19 protein-coding genes and 1 pseudogene are annotated in these 16491 nt (G+C 62.7%); 14 read left to right on the top strand and 6 right to left on the bottom strand.

The features are described 5' to 3' along the window. Positions 1 to 3: 3 nt before the first annotated feature. Entirely contained in the window at positions 4 to 696 is a 693-nt protein-coding gene (locus UP06_RS03345; protein ID WP_045000444.1) for a GNAT family N-acetyltransferase, read from the top strand. 133 nt (positions 697 to 829) lie between these two features. Here UP06_RS03345 and UP06_RS03340 read toward each other — a convergent pair whose 3' ends face one another. Next, positions 830 to 1402: a hypothetical protein gene (locus tag UP06_RS03340; RefSeq protein WP_045000442.1), complete on the bottom strand. Its 573-nt coding sequence runs from the start codon at positions 1400 to 1402 to the stop codon at positions 830 to 832. Between the two features lie 145 nt (positions 1403 to 1547). Here UP06_RS03340 and UP06_RS42380 point away from each other — a divergent pair. The 4 genes and pseudogenes from UP06_RS42380 to UP06_RS03325 form a co-directional block, all read left to right on the top strand. Continuing rightward, positions 1548 to 2423: pseudogene (locus UP06_RS42380) on the top strand (serine hydrolase domain-containing protein); the annotation flags it as partial. 1 nt (position 2424) lies between these two features. Beyond that, a partial coding sequence (locus UP06_RS41925; protein WP_245305390.1) for a serine hydrolase occupies positions 2425 to 2839 on the top strand: 415 nt, incomplete at its 5' end. A 24-nt stretch (positions 2840 to 2863) separates the two neighbouring features. After that, a complete protein-coding gene (locus UP06_RS03330; protein ID WP_045000440.1) occupies positions 2864 to 3529 on the top strand; it encodes a DUF429 domain-containing protein in 666 nt (221 codons plus the stop codon). Between the two features lie 75 nt (positions 3530 to 3604). Beyond that, the gene (locus UP06_RS03325) at positions 3605 to 4309 is read left to right on the top strand and encodes a glutathione S-transferase family protein (protein WP_045001121.1); all 705 of its coding nucleotides are present in this window, start codon (positions 3605 to 3607) and stop codon (positions 4307 to 4309) included. A 4-nt stretch (positions 4310 to 4313) separates the two neighbouring features. Here the strand turns inward: UP06_RS03325 and UP06_RS03320 are convergent, their stop codons facing one another. From UP06_RS03320 to UP06_RS03310, 3 genes are all read right to left on the bottom strand, one after another. Beyond that, entirely contained in the window at positions 4314 to 5096 is a 783-nt protein-coding gene (locus UP06_RS03320; RefSeq protein ID WP_045000438.1) for a sulfite exporter TauE/SafE family protein, read from the bottom strand. A 3-nt stretch (positions 5097 to 5099) separates the two neighbouring features. Next, positions 5100 to 5732, bottom strand: a complete 633-nt coding sequence (locus UP06_RS03315; RefSeq protein WP_045000436.1) for a TetR/AcrR family transcriptional regulator — start codon at positions 5730 to 5732, stop codon at positions 5100 to 5102. Between the two features lie 218 nt (positions 5733 to 5950). Next, entirely contained in the window at positions 5951 to 6322 is a 372-nt protein-coding gene (locus tag UP06_RS03310) for a tRNA-binding protein (RefSeq protein WP_045000434.1), read from the bottom strand. A 110-nt stretch (positions 6323 to 6432) separates the two neighbouring features. Between UP06_RS03310 and UP06_RS03305 the strand changes: the two genes are divergently transcribed. Next, on the top strand, positions 6433 to 6798 hold the full coding sequence (locus UP06_RS03305) for an ArsC family reductase (protein WP_045001119.1): 366 nt from the start codon (positions 6433 to 6435) through the stop codon (positions 6796 to 6798). Here the strand turns inward: UP06_RS03305 and UP06_RS03300 are convergent. Beyond that, the gene (locus tag UP06_RS03300; RefSeq protein ID WP_045000432.1) at positions 6795 to 7442 is read right to left on the bottom strand and encodes a hypothetical protein; all 648 of its coding nucleotides are present in this window, start codon (positions 7440 to 7442) and stop codon (positions 6795 to 6797) included. The two genes, UP06_RS03305 and UP06_RS03300, sit on opposite strands and share 4 nt — an antisense overlap. Before the next feature lie 342 nt (positions 7443 to 7784). Here UP06_RS03300 and UP06_RS03295 point away from each other — a divergent pair, with 342 nt between their 5' ends. The 7 genes from UP06_RS03295 (at position 7785) to UP06_RS03265 (ending at position 14336) form a co-directional block, all read left to right on the top strand. Further along, on the top strand, positions 7785 to 8540 hold the full coding sequence (locus UP06_RS03295; RefSeq protein WP_045000430.1) for an ABC transporter ATP-binding protein: 756 nt from the start codon (positions 7785 to 7787) through the stop codon (positions 8538 to 8540). Continuing rightward, positions 8533 to 9279: an ABC transporter ATP-binding protein gene (locus tag UP06_RS03290; protein ID WP_045000428.1), complete on the top strand. Its 747-nt coding sequence runs from the start codon at positions 8533 to 8535 to the stop codon at positions 9277 to 9279. Before UP06_RS03295 ends, UP06_RS03290 begins: the two co-directional genes overlap by 8 nt. A 48-nt stretch (positions 9280 to 9327) precedes the next feature. After that, complete coding sequence (locus UP06_RS03285) at positions 9328 to 10551, top strand: ABC transporter substrate-binding protein (protein WP_045000427.1); 1224 nt, start codon at positions 9328 to 9330, stop codon at positions 10549 to 10551. Between the two features lie 70 nt (positions 10552 to 10621). After that, a complete protein-coding gene (locus UP06_RS03280; RefSeq protein ID WP_045000425.1) occupies positions 10622 to 11485 on the top strand; it encodes a branched-chain amino acid ABC transporter permease in 864 nt (287 codons plus the stop codon). A 1-nt stretch (position 11486) separates the two neighbouring features. Next, on the top strand, positions 11487 to 12455 hold the full coding sequence (locus UP06_RS03275; protein ID WP_045000423.1) for a branched-chain amino acid ABC transporter permease: 969 nt from the start codon (positions 11487 to 11489) through the stop codon (positions 12453 to 12455). 156 nt (positions 12456 to 12611) lie between these two features. Continuing rightward, complete coding sequence (locus UP06_RS03270) at positions 12612 to 13256, top strand: DUF47 domain-containing protein (protein ID WP_045000421.1); 645 nt, start codon at positions 12612 to 12614, stop codon at positions 13254 to 13256. Between the two features lie 72 nt (positions 13257 to 13328). Then, a complete protein-coding gene (locus UP06_RS03265) occupies positions 13329 to 14336 on the top strand; it encodes an inorganic phosphate transporter (RefSeq protein ID WP_045000419.1) in 1008 nt (335 codons plus the stop codon). Here the strand turns inward: UP06_RS03265 and sugE are convergent. Next, positions 14329 to 14643 carry a quaternary ammonium compound efflux SMR transporter SugE gene (gene sugE / locus UP06_RS03260; protein ID WP_045000418.1) on the bottom strand — a complete coding sequence of 105 codons (315 nt, stop codon included), beginning with the start codon at positions 14641 to 14643 and terminating at the stop codon, positions 14329 to 14331. The genes UP06_RS03265 and sugE overlap by 8 nt on opposite strands. Positions 14644 to 14801: 158 nt before the next feature. Here sugE and UP06_RS03255 point away from each other — a divergent pair, with 158 nt between their 5' ends. Then, the gene (locus UP06_RS03255; protein WP_045000416.1) at positions 14802 to 16421 is read left to right on the top strand and encodes a peptide chain release factor 3; all 1620 of its coding nucleotides are present in this window, start codon (positions 14802 to 14804) and stop codon (positions 16419 to 16421) included. The last annotated feature ends 70 nt before the right edge of the window (positions 16422 to 16491 follow it).

Raw genomic sequence — 16491 nt, 5'->3', positions numbered from 1 at the left:
CCGGTGTCCGACAGCGATGAGCGGCTGTTGGATCGCCCGATCTGGAGCGCGCTGACGACGAGCCAGAAGCATCTGGCGGAGGGCGGCGCGCGAGCGCTGCGCTATCCCGTGGACATCACGCCGTTTGCCGACATGGCGGACATGTCTACGGCAAGCTTTGCTGCGCTCGGCGATCTTCTGTCGGGATCGCAAGTCGCTGTGCTGTTCACGCCGGAGCCCGTCGACGTTCCCGACGGCTTCAAGGTCGTGCTCGCCGAGACCGGTGAGCAGATGATCGGTTCGCCAGCTGACAGCCCGTTGCGCGACGCCGAGATCGTCACGTTAGGTGCGGCCGACGTTCCCGCCATGATGGCGCTGACGGAGCTGACCAAGCCCGGCCCCTTTGCTGCGCGAACGCACGAGCTCGGGACGTTCCTCGGCATCCGCGCCGGCGGCGAATTAATCGCGATGACGGGTGAGCGGATGAAGCCGGGCAATTTTACCGAGATGACGGCCGTCTGCGTTCATCCCGACCATCGCGGGCGCGGCTACGCGCAGGCGCTGCTCGCGGCGGTCGCGCGCCAGATCGAGGCGCGCGGCGAAATTCCCTTCCTGCACGTGTTCTCGAGCAACATTTCCGCCATCGCGCTCTATCAGCGGCAGGGCATGCACATCCGCCGTCGCCTGCACGTCACGGCGTTTATGAAGCAGGGATGACGGCCCGGTGGCGCGCACCGGGCCACTAGAGCATGATCCGGAAAAGTGCGAAGCGGTTTTCCGAAAAGATCATGCTCAAACAACAACCTAAAGCGCGATGACGATTCATTCCAATCTCATCGCGCTTTAGAACTCAGGTCTTGTAGTCGACGAGCAGTGAGCTCGCGGAGGAGGAGTTGCTGCTGCCGCTGGAGCTGTAGGAGGTCGACTGGCTGGTCGCGCTCTGAAGCATCGCGATCAGCTCCTTCATCAGCTCCGCGGTCGTGGTCGACGACGAACTGGATGAAGTCGAACTGGACGAGGAATCGGACGAGGAGGTGGAGTCGGTGCTGCTCGTGCTCGATGAGTCGCTGCTTCCATCCGGGGGCGGAGGCGGGGGACCAGCACCATCGGCACTATTGGAGAAGGTGTTGGCGAACACGTTCTTCAGCTCGCTTGCCTGGTCGCTGGTCAGCTTGCCGCTCGACACCTCGTTCTGGATGAGGTCGTCGATCTTGGACTGCATCTCGTCGGAGGACGGAGGCGTCGAGGAGCTCGAGCTCGACGCGCCGCTCTTGAGCGACGAATCGATGCCGTCGAGTGCGGACGAGAGTGCGGACTCGTCGCTCGAACTGATGGTGCCTGCCGAGACTTCCTTGGTGAGCTCGCTCTTGAGGCGGTCGAGTGGGGAATAAGAACTGGTGGACGTTGCAGAGATCGAGGTCATGTGCCGGTCACCCCTGGTGAAGTTGAAGATACGCTGAACATGGGTGCGAGGCTAAAGGTCGCGCGCTTAACGAGGTCTTTCCGCGAGGACTGCAGCGCTTTTCGTTGTGTTGCTCGCGCCGGGATGAACACGCGGCGAAACAAAAATGTCGGCGCTGTCAGCGCGGGAGAGATGTCCTGAGGGCGGGCTTCCCCGCGGCCGATTTGTCGTTATATCCATCTCAACCAATTCGGGGAGGGACCAATCCATGGACGCCAGGACAGCAGAATTTTCCGCCGCGCGGACGGCGATGCAGCGCTATGTCGATCAGGAGATCGTCCCCGGCGTGTCCTGGGCGGTGCTGCGCGGGCGTGAGGTCGTCGATCAGCAATGCGTCGGCTTCGCCGATCGCGAGGCGAAAACCGCACTCCGGCCCGACCACATTTTTCGGGCATTTTCCAACACCAAGATCTTCGTCACTTGCGCGATCATGCTGCTGGTCGAGGAAGGCCGTATCGGGCTCGATGATGCTGTCGAAAAATTCCTGCCGCAGCTCGGCCATCGCAAGGTGCTGAAGCCGGGCGCGGCGAGCCTCGCCGATGTCGAGCCGGCAAAGGACCCGATCACGATCCGTCAGCTCCTGACCCACACGTCGGGCCTCAGCTACGGTATCTTCGATCCCGGCACCGTGCTGTTCAAAGGCTACAACGAAGCGCGCGTGCTCAATCCGCTGACGCCGCTGACCGACATGATCGACAAGCTCGCCGATCTGCCGCTGTCCTATCATCCCGGTACGTCCTGGGAATATTCGGTGGCCACCGACGTGCTCGGCCGCGTCGTGGAGGTCGTCTCGGGCAAGTCGCTCGATGCGTTCTTCAGGGCGCGTATCTTCGATCCGCTCGGCATGACTGACACGGGCTTCTTCGTGCCCGAGGCGCAGCAGAGCAGGCTAGTCGCGCTCTATACTGGCGCCGATGTGCTCGATCCGATGAAGCCGGGCCTCACGCGCGCCGACAACCTGCCTTATCCGCAGGCCTATCGGNTCGGCGGCCGCTCCCGCGGCTGTCGGGTGGCGGCGGTCTGGCCTCGACCTTGCCGGACATGCTCGCGCTAGTGCGCGCGCTATTGCCCGGTTCGGACGCGCTACTGAAGCCGGACACGCTACGGCAGATGATGACGAACCAGTTGCCCGCAGGCCAGGTCATCCGCTTCGCCAATCTCGGGCCGATCCCCGGCAAGGGCTTTGGTCTCGGCGGCGCCGTCACCTTCGCGCCGATGCCCTTCGATCCCCCGAACTCGACCGGCGAGTTTCAGTGGGGCGGCCTTGCCGGCACCCATTGGTGGATCTGCCCGCAGGCCAATACAGCCGGTGTGCTGATGACCCAGCGCTACATGGGCTTCTGGAATCCCTTCTTCTTCGAGTTCAAGCGGCTGGCCTATCAGGCGGTTGGCGGCTGACGAGGGGACCGTCGGGATCCGGACGTGCCAAATTATCTCGGTCTCGATGGATTTCGCTTCGGCTGGGTCGCTGCCTGGATCGATGATCATGGCCAACACGGCTTCGATTATTCGCCGGGCCTCACGCGGTTGCTCGCGATGCCGCATGCGCGCGCGATGATCGACATGCCGATCGGATTGAATGCGAGCGGCTACCGCGCGTGCGACTTGCGCGCCCGCGAGCTGGTTGGCCCCGCCGTGTTTCTTGGCGCGCGCCGAGACCTCTGGACGTTTCCCGACATGGCCGCCGCCAATCGGCATTACTGGCAACACGAGGGCAAGGGCAGGGGCGTGTCGGCTCAACTCTGGAACATCAGGGACAAGATCAGGGAGGTCGACGCGATCATGACGCCAACAGGGCAGGCGATCGTTGGTGAAGCGCATCCCGAATTGATCTTCTGGAATCTGGCAGGGCGAGTCCGGCTCGTGAAGAAGACGTCAGCGCAAGGCCGCGAGCAGCGCATCGCGCTTCTGGAGCAGCGCGGCTTCACGCGTTTGCCGAAATGGCTGGCCCAGCGCCACGGCACCGGTATCGGCCGCGACGATCTTATCGACGCCTGCGCTTGTGCCGTCGCCGCGCGCGACAGCACGCAGCGCGTCGGCGGCGACGAGATCGATTCGCGCGGACTGCGGATGGAGATCAATTATTGAGTCTTGTATTGAACCTTGCGTCATACCGCGCCTCACCTAGATTAGATGCGCCCCAACAGCAGATCGAAGGTCCCGATGTCCGATCTCTCCGCCTTTCCCATCACCAAGCGCTGGCCGGCCAAGCATCCCGAGCAGCTTCAGCTCTATTCGCTGCCGACGCCGAACGGCGTCAAGGTCTCGATCATGCTGGAGGAGATCGGGCTTCCTTATGAGGTCCATCTCGTCGACTTCGGCAAGGACGACCAGAAGACGCCGGAATTCCTCTCGCTCAATCCGAACGGCAAGATCCCGGCGATCCTCGATCCCAACGGGCCCGGCGGCAAGCCGCTGCCGCTGTTCGAGTCCGGGGCGATCCTGCAATACCTCGCGGAGAAGACCGGCAAGCTTCTGCCGCAGGATGCCGCGCGCCGCTACCAGACCATCCAGTGGGTGCATTTCCAGATGGGCGGCATCGGGCCGATGTTTGGGCAGGTCGGCTTCTTCCACAAATTCGCCGGCAAGGATTTTGAAGACAAGCGGCCGCTGGAGCGTTACGTGAACGAGTCCAAGCGCCTGCTCGGCGTGATGGAAACGCATCTTGCCGGCCGGCAATGGTTCATGGATGACGACTACACCATCGCCGACATTTCCATGCTCGGCTGGGTGCGCAACCTCATCGGCTTCTACGGCGCCGGCGATCTCGTCGAATTCACCCAGTTCAAGTCGGTTGGTGCCTGGCTCGAACGCGGGCTGGCACGTCCGGCGGTGCAGCGCGGGCTCAACATTCCGAAGCGGCCTTGAGAAATTAGCTCAGCGCCTTGTAGGTCATATAGAGCGCCATCAGCGAGACGAGGGCGATCATGGTCCGGCGCAGCACCGATTTGCTGACGCCGTTGGCCATGCGTGCGCCGAAATCTGTGCCGATCCAGAGGCCGGCAAGAATGCCGATGATGGCCGGCCAGCCGACCATGAGCCCCTTGCTCCAGTAGATCCATGCCGCCGGAATATTGGTCGGGATCACCGAGAAGATGAGGCTGACGAGCTGCGCCTGATGCTGCGGCACGCGCAGGCCCGCGGCGAGGCCGACCGTGATCGCGAGCCCGCCGCCGATGCCCATGAAGCCGGAGGAAAAGCCGGCAAGCATGCCGATCAGAAGCAGAGGGAGCCAGGGCAATTGGTCGGGATCGCCGGCCTCGCTTCTGCCATCCTTACGGTCACGCCGCAGCACCAGCGCTGCGATCAGCGCAACGAGGTAGACGACGTAGGTCCATTGCAGGACCGCGTCGGACACGGCGGCCGCGGCGTAGCCGCCGCCCGCACCACCGACGAGAAATCCGATGCCGATCCAGGCGATCCATTGCAGCGGGCTGTGATTGCCGTTCTGCCAGTAGCGGCGCACGCCGGCGAGGCCGGTCGGAGGGACCTGCGCGATCAACGACGTGCCCTGGGCGATGTGCTGCTCAGCGCCCAGCAGCAGCACGCAGAAGATGACGAGACCGCCACCCGGGCTTGTGCCCATGAAGCCCGATGTCAGCCCTCCGACGAGACCGACGCCGATACCTGCGAGCAGTTCGTGCATCCAGGACATCACTCAAGCCTTGGTTCGTCGCTTGACGTCGGGTTTGGTGGTACGAAATCCTTCGATCACGCTCGCCACAGCGGCCATGCAAGCCTCGACGTCCAAATCCTCGCCCCAGCATTTTTGCAGCACAAAGCCTTGGAAGATCGCGACCAGCACGCGCGCGATGGCATCCGCCCCGAGTTCGCGCTTGATGAGGCCGTCGTGCTGGGCGCGCTCGACCAGCGCCACGATCAGCGCGCGCGGCATGTCGATGCCCTCGACGACGCTGGTGCGGACGCGGCGGTTGCGCAGCGCCTCGGCCCAGCCATGGATGCCGACGCGCCGACGGGCTTCGCCCGCGGGATCGGTGAGCCATTGCGCGTAGACGCGGACCAGCGCGTGAAGTCCTTCGATCGGATCGCCCGATCCCTGCGCGACCGAATTGAGCACGGCTTCGCGGCGATGGCGATCGTCGGCGAGCGCCTCGATCAGGTCGTCCTTGCCCTGGAAGTAGAGATAGACCGCACCGTGGCTCAGCCCCGACTTCTTCACGATGTCGGCCATGCCGGTTTGGTGGAAACCGTTCTCGGAGAAGCAGGCGAGGGCGGCTTCGAGGATCTGCTGGCGCCGGCCTTCGCGTTGCTTGTCGCTGATCTTGGGCATCCGTCTCGTCCATAAATAACTGACAGTTCGATCGTTTTAGAGGACCGCCAAATGGCCGTCAGATACGGTTCGATATAATAAAAAACGATCAGTCAGTCATTTTATAGGATAAAGGAGTTTTGGTCAAGTCCAAGCACCCCCGAGCCGGGCCAACAGGAGAATCGGACGATTGGCGGGCCGCCAGCGGAGACGACGGTCCGGCGCTTGAACCGGCGCCGTTAGAACAGCCGTCCGCCATTCGGCACGGGCTTGCTCGGCTGTATCAACACGACCTTGCCGTCGGCATCGGGAAAACCGAGCGTCAGCACCTCCGAGACGACCGGGCCGATCTGGCGCGGCGGGAAATTGACGACGGCCGCGACCTGTTGTCCCACGAGCGTCTCGAGCGGATGATTTTCGGTAATCTGCGCCGAGCTCTTGCGCACCCCGATCGCCGGGCCAAAGTCGATCCACAGCCGCCAGGCCGGCTTGCGCGCCTCGGGAAACGGTTTTGCATCGACGATGGTGCCGACGCGGATATCGACCGCAAGGAAGCTGTTGAAGTCGATGGTCGGCGACGCGGTCGCGGCGGGGTCGTGAGTGACGTGCATGATGTGTCCGTTCAGAAAGTTCGAAATCTCGTTCGCAATATTGTCGCGTGAACCGGAGTTTCGTACAACGCCACGGCCACAGCATCACACGACGCATGCGCGAGGACGTCTTGCCCAACATCATCTACGGCATCAAGAACTGCGACACCATGAAGAAGGCGCGCACTTGGCTCGACACCCATGGCGTTGCCTACGAGTTCCACGACTACAAGGCTGCAGGCGTGGAGAAGGACAAGCTGAAGCAATGGAGCGACAAGCTCGGCTGGGAGACGCTGCTCAATCGCGCCGGCACCACCTTCAAGAAGCAGCCCGAGGCCGACAAGGAAGGGCTGACTGAGAAGAAGGCGCTGGCGTTGATGCTAGCGCAACCATCGATGATCAAGCGGCCTGTGCTCGAAATCGGCGGCAAGCTGCTGGTCGGCTTCAAGCCGGATATCTACGACAAGGAAGTCGGCGCCAAATCGCGCAAGGGCTAGTTCAGCTCGATGATCTCGGTGGTGACGCCCGGACCGGGCTGATCGGCGAATTCGACCATATCGGCGGCCGCGATGCGGCCCGGGGCGCGGTGAAAGAGATCGCGGTCGATCACCGCGCGCAGTTTTGGGCGCGGCAGCGCGTCATTTCCGCGCATCAGATTCTTGATCTCGAAGCCGCCGTCCTCGCAGAAGGTCTTGAGCGAGGCGATGATGTGGCTGACCTTGTCGTCGGTCAGGAAAGGCAGCAGCAACCGTTCATAGGCGACGACACGCCCGTAGATGTCGTCGACGTCGGCAACGCTATAGACCGGAAGCCCGCGTGCCACGCATTCACAATAGATCGGCATCACGAAGGGCGCGAGCCGCGGCCCGATATAGTCGTCGAGCAGAATTCCCTTGCCGGTATGTCCGTAGGCGCGCGAGATGCGGGTGCCTTCGCTCTGAATGGTCAGGCGCGGCGTCGGCGTCGTATTGTCGACCGTGTAGTAGATCAGATCAGACAGCTCTTCCTCGAGCCGGGCGGGCTGATACCCCCAGATTGCCGGCGCAATCTGCTGGCGCGCATAAAGTCGCAGCCACGTGTTGAGGAGATCGCGCTGCTTGATCGACTTGACGACGGGGGGAGCGGCGCTGGTGAATTCCAAAACAATATTCCCGGCAATAGAAACCCGCGCACGATGCTTGTTGCGGGAAAATTTTCTATGAAGGCTGGCGCGCGGCACCAAAGATCGTTAACGACGGCTTGATGGCGGCGCGTTGCGAACCGGGAGGCCGGGCAGGCGCGACATCAAAACACTTCCGACTAAGGGAGCATCAGTCTCCCGGCCGGAGGCCTGATCTGCTCAGCTTTCCGCCTTGCCTAACCCCCGTCACCTCCGGCATATTCCGCGCCCGGAGGCGGTGTTCCGGGAAGGCTCCAAGGCCTCCGGAACGCCGAAGTAACAAGGACAGCTACGCGCGGTTCGCGCGGGCGGGGGGAAATCTGTTTGGCCGATGAGTTCATTCTCGAAACGGAAGGCTTGACCAAGGAGTTCGCGGGCTTCTTTGCCGTCCGCGACGTTGCGCTCAAGGTCCGCCGTGGGAGTATCCACGCGCTGATCGGCCCGAACGGGGCCGGCAAGACGACGTGCTTCAATCTTCTGACCAAGTTCCTCAAGCCGTCTGCCGGAAAAATCCTGTACAAGGGACAGGACATTACCGCGATGGCGCCCGCCGATGTGGCCCGCATGGGGCTGGTCCGTTCATTCCAAATCTCAGCGGTGTTTCCGCATCTCACTGCGCAGGAAAACGTCCGTGTCGCGCTCCAGCGCCAGCACGGCAGCTCCTTTGATTTCTGGCGCTCCAAGTCGGTGCTGAATCGGTTCAACGACCGCGCGCGCGATTTGTTGAACGATGTGGGCCTCAGCGAGTTCGCCAACACGCCGGCGGTCGAGATGCCCTATGGACGCAAGCGCGCACTCGAGATCGCGACCACGCTCGCGCTCGATCCCGAGATGATGCTGCTGGACGAGCCGATGGCCGGCATGGGCCACGAGGATATCGACAAGATCGCGGCGCTGATCAAGCGTATCTCGGCGAAATATACCATCCTGATGGTCGAGCATAATTTGAGCGTGGTGGCCAATCTCTCCGACATCATCACCGTGCTGACGCGCGGGCAGGTGCTCGCGCAAGGCCATTACTCCGAGCTCACCAAGGACGAGCGCGTCAAGGAAGCCTATCTGGGAGCCGGTCATGACTGACACCGCGATGGCCGACGCTCCGGCAAAGGCCGCGACCGGCGGCAACATCCTTCAGGTGCGCAACCTGGAAGCCTGGTACGGCGAGTCCCACATCCTGCACGGGATCAATTTCGACGTGAACGCGGGTGAGGTCGTCACCTTGCTCGGGCGCAACGGCGCCGGCAAGACGACCACGCTGAAGTCGATCATGGGCATCATCGGTAAGCGCACCGGCTCGATAAAGTTCAACAACCAGGACATCATCCGCGCGACCTCCGACAAGATCGCGCGCATGGGCATCGCATTCTGTCCGGAGGAACGCGGGATATTCTCCAGTCTCGACGTGCGGGAGAATCTGTTGCTGCCGCCGGTGGTGCGCGCTGGCGGATTGCCGCTCGAGCAGATCTTCGACCTGTTTCCGAACCTGAAGGAGCGTCTCAACAGCCAGGGCACGAAGCTGTCCGGCGGCGAGCAGCAGATGCTCGCGATCGCGCGCATTCTTCGCACCGGCGCGAGCTTCCTGATGCTGGACGAGCCGACCGAAGGTCTGGCTCCGGTCATCATCCAGCAGATCGGCCACACCATTGCGCGGCTCAAGAAGGAAGGCTTTACGATCCTTCTGGTCGAGCAGAACTTCCGCTTCGCATCCACCGTCGCCGACCGCTATTACGTGGTCGAACACGGCAAGATCATTGACGGATTTGCCAATTCGGAGCTTGCCGCGAACATGGACAAGCTCCACACCTATCTCGGCGTCTAGAACGGCCAAGAGTCAAACGGCCGAGAGAAAATTCACAAGGGAAATAGCATGAAGACAAAGTCGATTGCGTCGTTTCTGCTCGGCACTGCGTTGGCCGTGACCACCGCTGGCGTAGCCTTCGCGCAGGACAAGACCGTCAAGATCGGCGCGCTGTCCGATCAGTCCGGCCTCTACGCCGACCTCGGCGGTCCGGGCTCGACCGTCGCCGCACAGATGGCCGTTGAGGATTCCGGCCTCGCGGCGAAGGGCTGGAAGATCGACATCATCTCGGGCGATCACCAGAACAAGCCGGACATCGGGACCGCGATCGCGCGGCAATGGTTCGACGTCGACAAGGTCGACATCATCGTCGACGTGCCGAACTCCGGCGTGGCGCTTGCCGTCAACAACGTCGTGAAGGAAAAGAACGGCGTCTACATCAATTCGGGTGCGGCGACCTCGGACCTCACCAACGCGCAGTGCTCGCCCAACACCGTGCACTGGACTTACGACACCTACATGCTGGCCCACACCACGGGCCAGGCGCTGGTGAAGGCCGGTGGCGACACCTGGTTCTTCCTCACCGCGGACTACGCGTTCGGCGCCGCGCTCGAGCGCGACACCACCGCCGTCATCACCGCCAATGGCGGCAAGGTGGTCGGCGGCGTCAAGCATCCGCTCAACACGCCTGACTTCTCCTCTTTCCTGCTTCAGGCGCAGGCCTCCAAGGCCAAGATCATCGGTCTTGCCAATGCCGGCGGCGACACCACCAACTCGATCAAGCAGGCGGCCGAATTCGGCATCGTCAAGGGCGGCCAGAAGCTCGCGGCGCTGCTGCTGTTCCTCACCGACGTCAAGGCGATCGGCCTTGAGACCGCGCAGGGCCTGAACTTCACCGAGACCTTCTACTGGGACATGAACGACCAGACCCGAACGTTCTCCAAGAAATTCTCGGAGAAGATGAAGAACGGCGCGATGCCGACCATGGTGCAGGCGGGCGTGTATGCGGGCGTGCGGCACTATCTCAAGACGCTGGACGCTCTCGGCGGCAATCCCCATGACGGCGTCAAGGTCGTCGAGAAGATGAAGTCGTTGCCGACGGAAGATGAGCTGTTCGGCAAGGGTGAGATTCAGCCCAACGGCCGCACCATCCACAACGCCTATCTGTTCGAGGTGAAGAAGCCCTCCGAGTCCAAGGGACCGTGGGACTTCTACAAGCTGGTCGGCACGGTGTCGGGCGACCAGGCCTTCACGCCGCTGTCCGAAAGCAAGTGCGCGCTGTTGAAGAAGTAAGACCAATAGCCCGCCGGCTGTGAGCCGGCGGGCGCTTTAGGGAACGCCGAAGGGACTGGGTGCGGGATCGATGCAGGCTCTTTATGCACAGCTACTGGTGGGACTGATCAACGGCTCGTTCTACGCGCTGCTCAGTCTCGGGCTTGCCGTGATCTTCGGCATGCTCAACATCATCAATTTCGCCCATGGCGCGCTCTACATGATGGGCGCGTTCTGCGCCTATTTCCTGCTGAACCTTGTCGGTCTCAACTATTGGTGGGCGCTGCTGATCGCGCCGATCCTGGTCGGCATTTTCGGCATGATCCTGGAGCGGACCATGCTGCAATGGCTGACCGGGCTCGATCACCTTTACGGACTGCTGCTGACCTTCGGCATCGCGCTAATCGTGCAAGGCGTCTTCCAGAACTATTTTGGCTCGTCCGGCCTGCCTTACGCCATTCCGGATCAGCTCAAGGGCGGCATCAATCTCGGCTTCATGTTCCTGCCGATCTATCGCGCCTGGGTCGTCATCTTCTCGCTGGTCATCTGCGTCGCCACCTGGTTCTTGATCGAGAAAACACGGCTCGGTGCCTATTTGCGCGCCGCCACTGAAAATCCGACGCTGGTGCGCGCCTTCGGCATCAACGTGCCGCGGATGATCACGCTGACTTACGGCCTCGGCGTCGGCCTTGCGGCGCTCGCCGGCGTGCTCTCGGCGCCGATCAACCAGGTGCGGCCACTGATGGGCGCGGACCTCATCATCGTCGTGTTCGCGGTGGTGGTGATCGGCGGCATGGGCTCGATCATGGGATCGATCATCACGGGCTTTGCGCTCGGCGTGATCGAGGGCCTGACCAAGTATTTTTATCCCGAGGCCTCCAACACCGTCGTGTTCGTGCTGATGGTGCTGGTGCTCTTGGTGAAGCCAACGGGATTGACGGGAAGGGCCGCCTGATATGACAGCCTTGACGGACGACACGCTTCCGGTGACCCCGCGCGCGATGCGCGACGAGATGATCGTATTCGTGGTGATGGCGCTGCTGCTGGCTTCGGTGCCATTCAGCGGCATCTATCCGTTCTTCGTGATGCAGGCGCTGTGCTTCGCGCTGCTCGCCTGCGCCTTCAACCTGCTGATCGGTTATGGCGGCCTGCTGTCGTTCGGTCACGCGATGTTCCTGGGCACGGCAGGCTATTGCAGCGCGCATGCGCTGAAAGTGTGGGCGCTGCCGCCAGAGCTCGGCATCCTCGTCGGTGTCGCCGGCGCGTTCGTGCTTTCGATCGTGACCGGTTACATCTCGATCCGCCGCCAGGGCATCTATTTCTCGATGATCACGCTGGCGCTGTCGCAGCTGCTCTACTTCCTCTATTTGCAGACCCCTTTCACCCACGGCGAGGACGGCATCCAGGGTATTCCGCAGGGGCACTTGTTCGGCGTGTTCGATCTGTCCAAGCCGACAGTGCTCTATTACGTCGTGCTGGTCGGCTTCCTCGCCGGCTTCCTGCTGATCTACCGCATCATCAATTCGCCGTTCGGCGAGGTGCTGAAGGCGATCCGCGAGAACGAGCCGCGCGCGATCTCGCTGGGTTACCGGACCGACCAGTACAAGTTCCTGGCTTTCGTTCTCTCGGGCACGCTGGCCGGCTTGGCCGGGTCTCTGAAGGTGTTTGTGGCGCAGAATGCCTCGCTCACCGACGTGCACTGGTCGATGTCGGGCGAGGTCGTGCTGATGACGCTGGTTGGCGGCCTCGGCACCATCTTCGGGCCTGTGGTCGGTGCCTTCGCGATCATCGCCATGCAGCAATATCTGGCGGGATTCGGCCAGTGGGTGACGGTGATCCAGGGCTCGATCTTCGTGATTTGCGTGCTCACCTTCCGCCGCGGCGTCGTCGGCGAAATCGCGCATTACTTCCGGCGTTCACTCTAAGGCATTGATATAACTTCGAGTTGCCTGCCTATTGAAAGCGGTGGATGATCCGCCTCCGCGGGCGCGAGGTGACACGCACGCGGATTGAAAATGGTCTATGACAGTTTCGTGACGGCCCGTTCGGGCCGGGCCATTTCCAACCGGTAGCCTATCCCCATGATGCGATGGTTTCGCGCTTTCCTGCCCAAGGAAGAACGGTTCTTCGACCTGTTTGACCGCCACGCCCAGACCGTGATCCAGGGCTCCATCGCGCTCCAGGGCATGCTGAACGGGGGCGAGGAGACGCCGGTCTATTGCCAGCGCGTCAACCAGTTCGAGAACGACGCCGACAACATCACCCGCGAGGTGCTGACCGCGGTGCGCCGCACCTTCATCACGCCGTTCGACCGCCTCGACATCAAAAACCTGATCACCTCGATGGACGACGCCATCGATCAGATGCAGCAGACAGCGAAGGCCGTGATGCTGTTCGAGGTCCGCACTTTCGAGCCTCCGATGCGAGAGATCGGCGCTCTGCTGATCGAATGCGCCAATCTGGTCGGCCGTGCACTGCCGCTGATGCAGGAGATCGGCAAGAACGTGGCCATGCTGACCGCGATCACGGAGGAGCTGACCAAGCTGGAGGGCCGCGTCGACGACCTCCATGACATCGGCCTGAAGGAGCTGTTCCTCAAACATCGCGATGGCAATTCGATGAACTTCATCGTGGGGGCCGAGATCTACGACCACCTCGAAAAGGTCGCCGATCGCTTCGATGACGTGGCGAACGAGATCAACAGCATCGTCATTGAACAAGTCTAGCGCATGATCCGGAAAAGTGTGCAGCGGTTTTCCGTTCAGATCATGCGCAAACTTTAAGGCAGGGGCCGCATTGTGGATGCTGCGTTGGGTCTTCCCGTCCTGGTCGGACTGATCGCCGTCGCGTTGCTGTTCGACTTCCTGAACGGCCTGCACGACGCCGCCAATTCGATCGCGACCATCGTCTCGACCCGCGTGCTGCGGCCGCAATTCGCAGTGTTCTGGGCTGCGTTCTTCAACTTCGTCGCCTTCATGGTGTTCGGCCTGCATGTCGCCCAGACCATCGGCACCGGCATCATCGATCCCGCGATCGTCGATGCCCAGGTGATCTTCGCGGCGCTGGTCGGTGCGATCGTCTGGAATATCGTCACCTGGGCGCTCGGCATCCCGTCATCCTCGTCCCACGCATTGATTGGCGGCCTGTTCGGTGCAGGCGTGGCCAAGGCCGGGCTCTCGGCGGCGGTCTGGAGCGGATTGTCCAAAACGGTGCTCGCAATCGTGCTGTCGCCACTCGTCGGCTTCTTGCTTGCGATGGTGCTGGTTGCGGTCGTCTCCTGGGCCTCGGTGCGATCGACGCCGTTTGCGGTCGATCGCGCCTTCCGCATCCTGCAATTTGCCTCCGCCTCGCTCTATTCACTCGGCCATGGTGGCAATGATGCGCAGAAGACCATGGGCATCATCGCCGTACTGCTCTATTCGCAGGGCCAACTCGGCGGCGAATTCTACGTGCCGTTCTGGGTGGTGTTGTCGTGCCAGGCGGCGATGGCGATGGGGACGCTGATGGGCGGCTGGCGCATCGTGCGCACCATGGGACTGCGCATTACAAAACTGACGCCGATGCAGGGCTTTTGCGCTGAAACCGGCGGCGCCGCGACCCTGTTCATCGCGACCTTCCTCGGGGTTCCCGTCTCGACCACCCACACCATCACCGGCGCCATTGTCGGCGTCGGCGCCGCGCGCCGCCTCTCGGCGGTGCGTTGGAATGTCGCGAGCTCGATCGTCTATGCCTGGGTGATCACGATGCCGGCCTCGGCGATCGTTGCGGCCCTGACCTGGTGGGCGGTCAAGATTTTCCTCAAGTAACGAGCTTCAGCCCGGCGATGCCGGCGACGATCAGTCCGATGCTGGCCAGGCGAAGCGCGGTAGCCGGTTCGCCGAACAGGATGATGCCGAGCGCCGCGGTGCCGACCGCGCCGATGCCGGTCCAGACCGCATAAGCGGTTCCAATCGGAAGCGTCTTCAGGGCAACACCGAGCAGGATGACGCTGCCGGCCATGGCCGCGAGCGTGAGGACGGACGGAACGAGCCTGGTAAAGCCCTCGGTGTATTTCAGCCCGATCGCCCAGGCGATTTCCAAAAGACCGGCGACGAACAGGATGCTCCAGGCCACGACGACCCTCGGTGCAAGGCAGGGTCGTCCCCGCGGCTGATGTGCTGATGAGGGGGAAGGCCCGTCCCTCCCAAGGCCGATATGGGGCTGGCCGACGGGCTCCGCAATCACCAAATGAGGCTTGATCAGGCCCATTTTCCCTGCCAAACGCTGCCACCATGTCCGACATCGCCATTTCCGCCGAATCGCCGGCCCGTTCCCCGCTTGCCGCTGAAGTGGCGCGGCGGCGCACCTTTGCGATTATTTCGCATCCTGACGCCGGCAAGACCACGCTGACCGAAAAGCTGCTGCTGTTCGGCGGCGCCATCAATCTCGCCGGCCAGGTCAAGGCCAAGGGCGAGCGGCGCAACACGCGCTCGGACTGGATGAAGATCGAGCGGGAGCGCGGCATCTCGGTCGTGACTTCGGTGATGACCTTCGAGTTCGAAGGGCTCGTGTTCAACCTTCTGGATACGCCGGGCCACGAGGACTTTTCGGAAGACACCTATCGCACGCTCACCGCGGTCGACTCCGCCGTGATGGTGATCGACGCCGCCAAGGGTATCGAGGCGCGGACGCGAAAGCTGTTCGAGGTTTGCCGCCTGCGCGACATCCCGATCATCACCTTCATCAACAAGATGGACCGCGAGAGCCGCGACGTCTTCGATCTGCTCGACGAGATCGAGAAGACGCTGGCGCTCGACACCACGCCGATGACGTGGCCGGTCGGCCGCGGCCGCGATTTCCTCGGCACCTATGATGTCGTCAATGGCGGCGTGCGCCTGCTCGAAGGCGGCGGCGCCAAGACCGGCGCGGCGCAGCAGATCGAGATCGCCGAACTCGGAAAGCTCAACGCCAATCTCGACGTATCGGCAGTGAAGGACGAGCTCGAGCTCGTCACCGCGGCCTCCAAGCCGTTCGAGCTGGAGGCCTTTCGCGAGGGCCATCTGACGCCGGTCTATTTCGGCAGCGCACTGCGCAATTTCGGCGTCGGTGACCTCTTGGAAGGGCTCGGTAAGTTCGCGCCCGAGCCGCGCGCGCAGGAGAGCGACCAGCGCAGGGTCGAGGCAACCGATCCGCGCATGAGCGCCTTCGTGTTCAAGATCCAGGCGAACATGGATCCGAACCATCGCGACCGCATCGCGTTCGCGCGGCTCTGCTCCGGCAAGCTCAGCCGTGGCATGAAGGCGAAGCTGGTGCGCACCGGCAAAAGCATGCCGCTGTCGAGCCCGCAATTCTTCTTTGCACAGGACCGATCGGTCGCGGATGAAGCCTTTGCCGGCGATGTCGTCGGCATTCCCAACCACGGCACGCTGCGCATCGGCGATACCCTGACCGAGGGCGAGGATTTCAACTTCGTGGGCGTGCCGAGCTTCGCGCCGGAAATCGTCCGCCGCGTCCGGTTGACCGACGCGATGAAGGCGAAGAAGCTGAAGGAAGCGCTCCAGCAGATGTCGGAAGAGGGCGTCGTGCAGGTGTTCCGCCCGCGCGACGGCGCGCCGGCGCTGGTCGGTGTCGTCGGCGCGCTCCAGCTCGACGTGCTCAAGGCGCGCCTGGAGGCGGAGTATTCGCTGCCGGTGGAGTTCGAGGTGAGCGAGTTCCAGCTCGCGCGCTGGGTCGCTTCGGACGATCGCAAGAAGCTCGACACGTTCCTCGCCGCCAACACCTCGAGCATCGCCGACGATGTCGACGGCGATCCCGTGTATCTGGCCCGGAACGAGTTTTATCTCGGCTATACGAAAGAACGCGCCGAGGGCATCGAGTTCACCAACGTCAAGGACGTCAAGAAGAAGGGATAGGGCACGGCCCTGCCGCTTGAGCGCGAGCATGTGAACGCCCGCGGGCTTGACGGATTCTCTGGCGGTGCCA

The organism is Bradyrhizobium sp. LTSP857 (genome assembly GCF_000938285.1).
Classification (GTDB): Bacteria; Pseudomonadota; Alphaproteobacteria; order Rhizobiales; family Xanthobacteraceae; genus Bradyrhizobium.
Note: the sequence above shows the minus strand (reverse complement) of the source record. Positions and strands in the feature narration are given on the sequence as shown.

Bases quoted from the DNA above. Each gene is read 5' to 3' on its own strand.
- UP06_RS03285 (WP_045000427.1), top strand. From the start codon at position 9,328: ATGAAGACAAAGTCGATTGCGTCGTTTCTGCTCGGCACTGCGTTGGCC.
- UP06_RS03255 (WP_045000416.1), top strand. From the start codon at position 14,802: ATGTCCGACATCGCCATTTCCGCCGAATCGCCGGCCCGTTCCCCGCTT.
- UP06_RS03340 (WP_045000442.1), bottom strand. From the start codon at position 1,402: ATGACCTCGATCTCTGCAACGTCCACCAGTTCTTATTCCCCACTCGAC.
- UP06_RS03280 (WP_045000425.1), top strand. From the start codon at position 10,622: ATGCAGGCTCTTTATGCACAGCTACTGGTGGGACTGATCAACGGCTCG.
- UP06_RS03290 (WP_045000428.1), top strand. From the start codon at position 8,533: ATGACTGACACCGCGATGGCCGACGCTCCGGCAAAGGCCGCGACCGGC.
- UP06_RS03275 (WP_045000423.1), top strand. From the start codon at position 11,487: ATGACAGCCTTGACGGACGACACGCTTCCGGTGACCCCGCGCGCGATG.
- UP06_RS03270 (WP_045000421.1), top strand. From the start codon at position 12,612: ATGATGCGATGGTTTCGCGCTTTCCTGCCCAAGGAAGAACGGTTCTTC.
- UP06_RS03315 (WP_045000436.1), bottom strand. From the start codon at position 5,732: ATGCCCAAGATCAGCGACAAGCAACGCGAAGGCCGGCGCCAGCAGATC.
- UP06_RS03310 (WP_045000434.1), bottom strand. From the start codon at position 6,322: ATGCACGTCACTCACGACCCCGCCGCGACCGCGTCGCCGACCATCGAC.
- UP06_RS03325 (WP_045001121.1), top strand. From the start codon at position 3,605: ATGTCCGATCTCTCCGCCTTTCCCATCACCAAGCGCTGGCCGGCCAAG.
- UP06_RS03320 (WP_045000438.1), bottom strand. From the start codon at position 5,096: ATGTCCTGGATGCACGAACTGCTCGCAGGTATCGGCGTCGGTCTCGTC.